The following is a 7,083-nucleotide window of genomic DNA, read 5'->3' as shown; positions in this document are numbered from 1 at the left end:
GATCATCATTGATCTGTTGACCAATATTTTGGGCATTTTCCTGATTCCACACTGGATTGGCATCGCGATTGGCTTTGTCATCTTTATCCTGGTACTGGAACTCAGCCGCCAGCAGACGATTGGCATGCGCCTGGTTGGCATCAAAGTGATTGATCGTAATGGCCAAACAGCCAGCTGGTCGAAAATCTTAATCCGTAATTTGTTTGGCTACGGGGTGATCGGCGGCCTATACGAGATTGTCGGCCGATTGTTAGACATGACGGCAACCGCGCCCAAAGCACAATTAATCAGCATTCTCCACGTTGTGCTAATTCTGTCGGTTGGCCTGCTGCTGGTCTTTGTCGACTTATTGATTGACTGGTTCTCGCAAAAACATCTGCTGTTCTTTGAACGGTTGAGCGGGACGGACACAGCAAGTATAGGAAAATAGCTGGTAAGCTTCCCGCTAGTTAAACGGGCAGTATTGAAAATTAAAGCACAAATGGGCCTGAGCAAAACAGTTAGTTTTGCCCAAGCCCATTTTTGAGTGAATGAAAGAATTTAATTATTCCTTGGTTTTAATATTCTCTTGAATAATATCATGCAGCCGCTCGAACAAGATCCCCTCTCGCAGGCCGCTGGTTGAAAACATAATCCTGTCTGAATCCAAATAGTTCATCAGTAAAATGACGGGGATCAGACCGCCGACAATAATATCAGCCCGTTCCTTGTTAATTCCGGGAACCTTTTTGCGTTCGTCAAGATTCATGCCAATAATGCGCTCAAAAGTTTCATTAATGGCGTCATCCCGTAATTGATAGCCGTGGATGTCATTGGTGTCCAACAGATTATTGAACCGCCGATTAATCTTGGCCAGGGTTCGATTACTGCCGCCCAAGCCAATAATTGGCAAGTTCAAACCGTTTCGCAGCCACCAGACACTTTGGAAAATTTTGTTAACGAAAATCATTGCTTTAAAGACTTCAGTAGCAGCAATGTCGTCAGCCAAATCAAATTTTGATGATAAGGTGACTGACCCAATTGGAATGCTGATCAAGTTGCTGACCTTGCCGTTTTGAACTAGGACGATCTCGGCACTGGCACCACCGGTATCAATAATCACCGCATTGGTTGCCGGCAGGGTCTCGCTGACACCAACATAATCATAGTAAGCTTCCCGGGTCCCGGAAATTACGTTGAGATTAATGCCAATGTCATTTTTGACCCGTTTTAAAAATTGCTTCTGATTGGTCGCTTGTCGAACCGCCGCTGTGGCCACCGCAACAATATTGAGATGGTCAAGCTTTGAATAAATCGTTTTGAAGTTCTTCAAAGCACTGATAGTCCGCTCAATGGCTTCGGGCTGCAGAATTTTCTCAACCCCCATATTCTCGGACAGTCGAACATATTCCTTTTCTTGAGCAACTGTCTCGTAGGTGCCATCGTCACTGATTCGGCTAATGGTCATCCGCACTGAGTTGGATCCTAAATCAATCACCGCCAAATTTTCCATTACTGGTTGTCGCCCCCATCTTCATCATTGAATGGATCAGGCTGATTTTGTGGGCTCATCATCGGCTGAAACTGGGCCCCACTCTTGGGCCGATTCTCTCCTTGCTGAGCCTCGGTCAACCGAGTTGCCTGAGCTGCAAAGAATTCTTGAGAATCCAATGGCTCCCGGCCTCTTCTGTCCACTCGTTTGTAGACACCGTTCTTGTCCAAGGTCCTTGTCTTGACGTTATCATTCCACATGGTGGTGTAGATGCTGACCACTCGCTGGGCCAAATCCGGTTGAAGGACTGGAAACATCTGTTCAACTCGTCGGTTCAAATTCCGAGTCATCAGATCGGCACTGGCCAGATAGACTTGTTGTTCACCATCAAAATTGAACATATAAATCCGACTGTGCTCCAAAAATCGGCCAACAATCGAATGAACCGTGATGTGATCACTAACATCCTTAATGCCGGTATTTAAGCGGCAGATTCCCCGGATAATCAAATCAACGGTTACGCCAGCGTGGGATGCCTCATACAATTTGGCGATCATATCCTGATCAGACAGCGAATTCATCTTCATTTGAACATGAACCGGTTTGCCCTGCTTGGCATATTTAATCGCTTCATCCAGTCGCTCGGTGATAAATTCACGAATCCCATTTGGAGAAATATGCAGCTGATGGAAGTATGGTGGCCGTGAATAACCGGATAACATGTTAAAAATGTTCGTGACGTCAATGCCAATATCAGTATTGCAGGTCAACAGACCCAAATCGGTGTAGAAGTGGGCAGTCACGTCGTTATAGTTCCCGGTCCCCATGTGAACGTAACGGCGAATCCCATTTTCTTCTCGACGAACGACTAATGACAGCTTGGAGTGGGTCTTTAACCCAACCAGGCCGTAAATCACATGGCAGCCCATCTTTTCCAGCTGACGGGCCCAATGGACGTTGTTTTCTTCATCAAATCGCGCTTTAACTTCCACTAAAACCGTCACCTGCTTGCCATTTTGAGCAGCTCGTCCCAGATATTTGATGATTGGCGAATCACCAGAGACCCGGTAGAGGGCCATCTTGATCGCTAAGACCTCACTATCAACGGATGCCTGACGGATAAATTCAACGACGGAATCAAATTTGTCGTATGGATGCTGCATCAGCCAGTCATGCTCTTGAATGGCATCAAAAATGTTGTGATCGGAGTCTAAAGCTGCCGGTTGATAAGGCTTGAACGGTCGATATTTCAAATCATCATGACCGATCACCTTACCAGCTAATTTGCTCATGAAGGTCAAGTCAAGTGGGCCGTTAACTTCATAGACCGAATCTTTGGCCGTCTGAAGTTCCTTGACCAGTCGCTTTCGAAGCTTGCTGCTGATAGTTGAATCTACTACCAAACGAATCACTTGGCCGTGTTCACGCAATTTGAGCTGCTGTTGAACCTTTTTCAATAGGTCAGAGGTATCTTCTTCAGCGACATCCAGGTCCATGTCCCGAATCACCCGGAAGACACTGACTTCTTTGATCGTATAGTTAATGAATAATTGATCGACGAATTGCTTAATAATATCTTCAATTAAAATAAAGTCGTTATCGCCACCGGGGAGTTTGATAACCCGCGAGAAGATACTAGGGACTTGAAGCGTCGCATACAGCGTCTTGCCCTCTTCATCATCCTTCTTGTTAAGCCGCAGTGACAAATTCAATGAGTCGTTATTAATAAATGGAAACGGGCGCGAACTGTCATCCGCCATTGGGGTGAGCACTGGATAAAGCTCATCGTGGAAGTATCCTTTAATGAACTGGTATTGCTCGGGGGTTAAATCACCCACTTTTAGTAAATGAATATCAACTTGGTTGAGCGCCGGCAACAACGACCGGTTTAAGGTGCTGTATTGTCGAACCAACATCTCATGGGCTTTCACGTTGACGTCTCGGAGCTGTTCTTCTGCAGAACGGCCGGATGAATCTTTGCCATCCCACTTAACTTCAACCAATTTTGCCAGTGACGCCACCCGAACCATTACCCACTCATCGAGGTTACTTTGGGTGATCCCTAAGAATTTGACCCGTTCTAATAATGGATTATTTTTATCCCGGGCTTCTTCGAGGACGCGTTCGTTAAAATCCAGCCAACTCAGTTCACGGTTGTTATAGTATTTGGGATTTTTAAAATCAATTTTGTCTGTCATTTTGCCTTTACACCCCTTTGTTTGAGAACGGCCTTATAACCATATGCTTCAGTAAAGAACTGACTTTTGGTGTTGAAGATCCAGTTTTCGTAGGCCAGATTGGCATTGCTGAACGTTGTAATGACAACTTTGGATTCCTTGATTGAAACCGAGACTTTTTTAATCTTCTGCTGGCGGTCGTCGTCCAGGGCATCTGCCAAACGCAGAATTGCCGCTAACTTGGCAATTAATCGCCGGCTTTCAGCTGAGATATGCTGGAAGTGAATTAAGTCCTCATTGGGTGTCGTCGAACTGTGATATCTGGCGATTGCGGCAATCACCCGAATATCATCCCGGGACAACCCAATGATTTCTGAATGGAGAATAATATACTCGGAATGCAGGTAGTGTTCATGGATGCCAACGTAGTTCCCAACATCGTGGAGAATTGAGGCAACCTGAAGCAGGATTCGCTCACGGCGCCCAAGTTGGTGCAGCGGCTTTAATTGATCAAATAAATGCAGGGCAAATTTGGTTACCAAATCCCGGTGGACCGGCTCAACATCATAGTGTTTGGAAAGGTTTAAAGCCAAACGAATAATCTCGGGTGTGAAATCCCGTTTTGAGTAGCCCTGTTCCAAGGCTTCCTGATTGACCAGGCCATCAACGACCCCCGAATCGGAAAACCCGATCTCAGAAGCATTGGTTAATCTCAAAATCCGTCTGGTCAACAGCAGTTCCGGCAGCACCAAGGGAATGTAATCCGGATCAACTTGGAGCCGTTCAATCAAAAATTGATCGGAAGCATCAACCAAGTCGTCCACTAATCCGGTGAAATCACTGGCAGTGATCGTGTCACTGGCCTTGGTGTGGCCGTAATTTTCCACTAGCCGTTGCAAAGGCAGCGACCCCAGCAAAATGATCTTGGTGGGAACTTTACTGGACACGACGCTGGCAGGATTACCGATATAAAAGTCGTTCAATTTGGAATCAATGTAATCGTTCAACAGCCCAATTGAATTGGGTGCCGTTTGCCGCAAACTCTGCAAGTCCTCGGCAATTTTGATTGGCCCCAAGGCAAAACTGGTGGAATCGACAAATTTACCTTCCTTGAACTCCGTAATGGCAGTATTTCCAGAAGTGATTCCCACCAAAAAAGTGGTGCGCTTGTCGTTTTGCTTGTCCTTCGTCAACTCAACTGAAATGTTCTGATTTCTGAAATAAGTTTCTTCACTTGTTGAAAGCCACTCAATATTCATGCCGGTATGTAAAAAGAGCTGATCGGCAATAAAATCTGAGTTGATCGCTTGGTGAAGGGCATTGCTGCCAAATAGTTTGTAGTTGGTCACACCGTAATCATTCAAAATTTGAATGAATCCGGTCAAAGCTTCGGACACCCGGTTAACGGATTCGTACTTCACGGGTTGGTCCTGATAGACATCGTCTCCCAGGTTAATATCTTTTTTGACGTGCTCTAGTGGCTTCAGGTTCTTTAAATTCACGATCAACAATTCAGATCCCTGAACATTCACCATCATCACGCCATAATACTTTACTGCCATCGTTTTCACCTTCTGTATGGATTCCCCAATCAAACACAGCTATTCATAAATCTCTCTTATCAACGTAAGTATACAATATTTTACAGGGTGCTGACCCATCCGTATAGCTTGGATCACAACTTTTTGTCATTTTTCGTAAAATTAACTAACCACAAACGATTGAGCGTTTGTTTGATTGACATCAGGCAGCAACGGTTTGAAAATAGACCTGTACCAAATTATTGTCAGAAAGAAGTGTAATTGATGACTGAACTAAATGCAGCAAACGCTGGCACTTAAAAATTTGATGATCAATTTGTCGTCAACCGCCTGGGGTACGGGACCATGCAGCTGACTGGTAAAGGCACTTGGGGTCCATATGCTGACCCTGCCCGTGCGGCCGATGTTGTTACCCACGCGACTGAACTTGGAATCAACTTTTTTGACACTGCCGATTCTTACGGTCCGTGGTTCGCCGATCGCTATCTGGCTGAAGGCTTAAAGGGCGCCGCCAACCGTGACCAGATTTTCATTTCTGATAAGGTTGGTCAAACCCGCCAAGGCCCTGGTATCTGGACACCCCATGGTGAACCCAACTACCTGCGCCATTTATTCCTGCTACTATGATATATTTTCTTTGTTCATTCATATTAAATTACAAACTTTTTTTCGTTGATAATTTGTTCCTGGCGCTTATCTAAAACGTACGTGTGTAAGGCGTCAAAAAGCTTCCGCTTATCAGGATCAGGATTATGCAATGCTTGTTCCCAAATTGCTTGAATATCGACTGCCCAAGGGTCAGCCAATAATTGTTCAATTCGTTCAGATTCTTTTATCGCTTGTGCCATTTAAAAAACTCCTTTCATACTTTTGCTAACTCGCTTTGAATCTCATTTAATATTTTACGTTCTTACCTCTCTCTATATTTTATACTGGTGCTATTAAAAAGCCAATTAAGGCGTTTATTTTTGTGTTTCAGCCATTTTTATATATCAAACAGATAATTAGTCGTTTTAACTATAAAGTGGCTTATATGGCATTTTATGGCTTTTAACGGCTACTTATAATTTTCTGCGTTTCTAATTGATTCAGGTAGTCCACCTTTAAGTCCATTGATAAATGCTTCTTCACGGTCTTTTTTTGTTGGATGTTCAGCACGATATTCCCGTTGTTGTCTGGCACTACCATAATTTTCAAACATATTTTTCATTGTGATATATAAGTAATTTTCTTGATTTCTGATTTTTTTATCATCACTTCTAAGGGCGTTAAAGTAGCGTCTAATTGTTTGTGTGATTTTTGCTTGTAATTCTGGTTCATCATCTAAAATGAAACTAATGTTGTGTTCTTCCTGCACGGCTTTTCTGGCGTTTAAAATAATGCCGATAAATTTACGAACCTGTTTAGGATTGTTCGTCCATAATGAAATTAGTTTAACCGTTTCTGGCTCAAATGGGATTCCAGCTTCATCATTTGTCAGAAACTTATAAGCTTGTTCGATCAGGTCTTGGTTTTGTTTTTGGATTTCAGCTTTTGAATAATTTTCTGTGAAAAAGTCTAGTTCTGCTGTATCTATATTGTATCTATTAGTATCTCTTGCTTTAAGTTCTTTATCTAGATCGTGTCTATTTTTTAGACTTTCGCTCGTAGCAAGGGTTTGCGGGGTGTCATCAACGGACTTTCGCGAAGGTCTATTTTTTAGACTTTCGCTCGTAGCAAGGGTTTCAACGGTCTCCCGCGAAGGTCTATTTTTTAGACTTTCGCTCGTAGCAAGGGTTTGCGGCTCTTTTTGGCCATATTCACCGCGTAAATAGACGTCCGTTGATCGCATATCTAGTTCGGCCAGGTAAAGTCGGTTGGGTTCATTTTTCCCTGTTTTGGGATTAAAATGCAT

6 protein-coding genes and 1 pseudogene are annotated in these 7,083 nt (G+C 43.8%); 2 read left to right on the top strand and 5 right to left on the bottom strand.

The features are described 5' to 3' along the window. The coding region (locus AB3112_RS06625; protein ID WP_367334148.1) for an RDD family protein at nt 1-430 on the top strand (430 nt) is incomplete at its 5' end. A gap of 114 nt (nt 431-544) precedes the next feature. Here AB3112_RS06625 and ppx read toward each other — a convergent pair. From ppx to AB3112_RS06610, 3 genes are read right to left on the bottom strand one after another with little or no spacing between them, the layout of a single operon-like run. Beyond that, a complete protein-coding gene (ppx, locus tag AB3112_RS06620) occupies nt 545-1,492 on the bottom strand; it encodes an exopolyphosphatase (RefSeq protein WP_014939344.1) in 948 nt (315 codons plus the stop codon). Continuing rightward, complete coding sequence (locus AB3112_RS06615) at nt 1,492-3,669, bottom strand: RNA degradosome polyphosphate kinase (RefSeq protein WP_367334147.1); 2,178 nt, start codon at nt 3,667-3,669, stop codon at nt 1,492-1,494. The genes ppx and AB3112_RS06615 overlap by 1 nt, the downstream gene beginning before the upstream one ends. After that, nucleotides 3,666-5,210, bottom strand: a complete 1,545-nt coding sequence (locus tag AB3112_RS06610; RefSeq protein ID WP_367334146.1) for an HD domain-containing protein — start codon at nt 5,208-5,210, stop codon at nt 3,666-3,668. The genes AB3112_RS06615 and AB3112_RS06610 overlap by 4 nt, the downstream gene beginning before the upstream one ends. Before the next feature lie 243 nt (nt 5,211-5,453). Between AB3112_RS06610 and AB3112_RS06605 the strand changes: the two are divergent. Then, a pseudogene (locus AB3112_RS06605) lies at nt 5,454-5,795 on the top strand (aldo/keto reductase); the annotation flags it as partial. Nucleotides 5,796-5,839: 44 nt separating this feature from the next. Here AB3112_RS06605 and AB3112_RS06600 read toward each other — a convergent pair. Together AB3112_RS06600 and AB3112_RS06595 are read right to left on the bottom strand one after the other, a co-directional pair. Further along, a complete protein-coding gene (locus AB3112_RS06600) occupies nt 5,840-6,037 on the bottom strand; it encodes a hypothetical protein (protein ID WP_002320226.1) in 198 nt (65 codons plus the stop codon). Between the two features lie 209 nt (nt 6,038-6,246). Then, on the bottom strand, nt 6,247-7,083 hold an 837-nt coding region (locus AB3112_RS06595; protein ID WP_367334145.1), incomplete at its 5' end, for a plasmid replication initiation protein.

Origin of the sequence: Lentilactobacillus sp. (assembly GCF_040773105.1) — a bacterium.
GTDB classification, from domain to species: Bacteria; Bacillota; Bacilli; order Lactobacillales; family Lactobacillaceae; genus Lentilactobacillus; species Lentilactobacillus parabuchneri.
The sequence above is the reverse complement of the archived record's forward strand: the minus strand, read 5'-3'. Positions and strand labels throughout refer to the sequence as shown.

Coding starts and splice junctions, on each gene's coding strand:
- ppx (WP_014939344.1), bottom strand. CDS start 1,492: ATGGAAAATTTGGCGGTGATTGATTTAGGATCCAACTCAGTGCGGATG.
- AB3112_RS06615 (WP_367334147.1), bottom strand. CDS start 3,669: ATGACAGACAAAATTGATTTTAAAAATCCCAAATACTATAACAACCGT.
- AB3112_RS06610 (WP_367334146.1), bottom strand. CDS start 5,210: ATGGCAGTAAAGTATTATGGCGTGATGATGGTGAATGTTCAGGGATCT.
- AB3112_RS06600 (WP_002320226.1), bottom strand. CDS start 6,037: ATGGCACAAGCGATAAAAGAATCTGAACGAATTGAACAATTATTGGCT.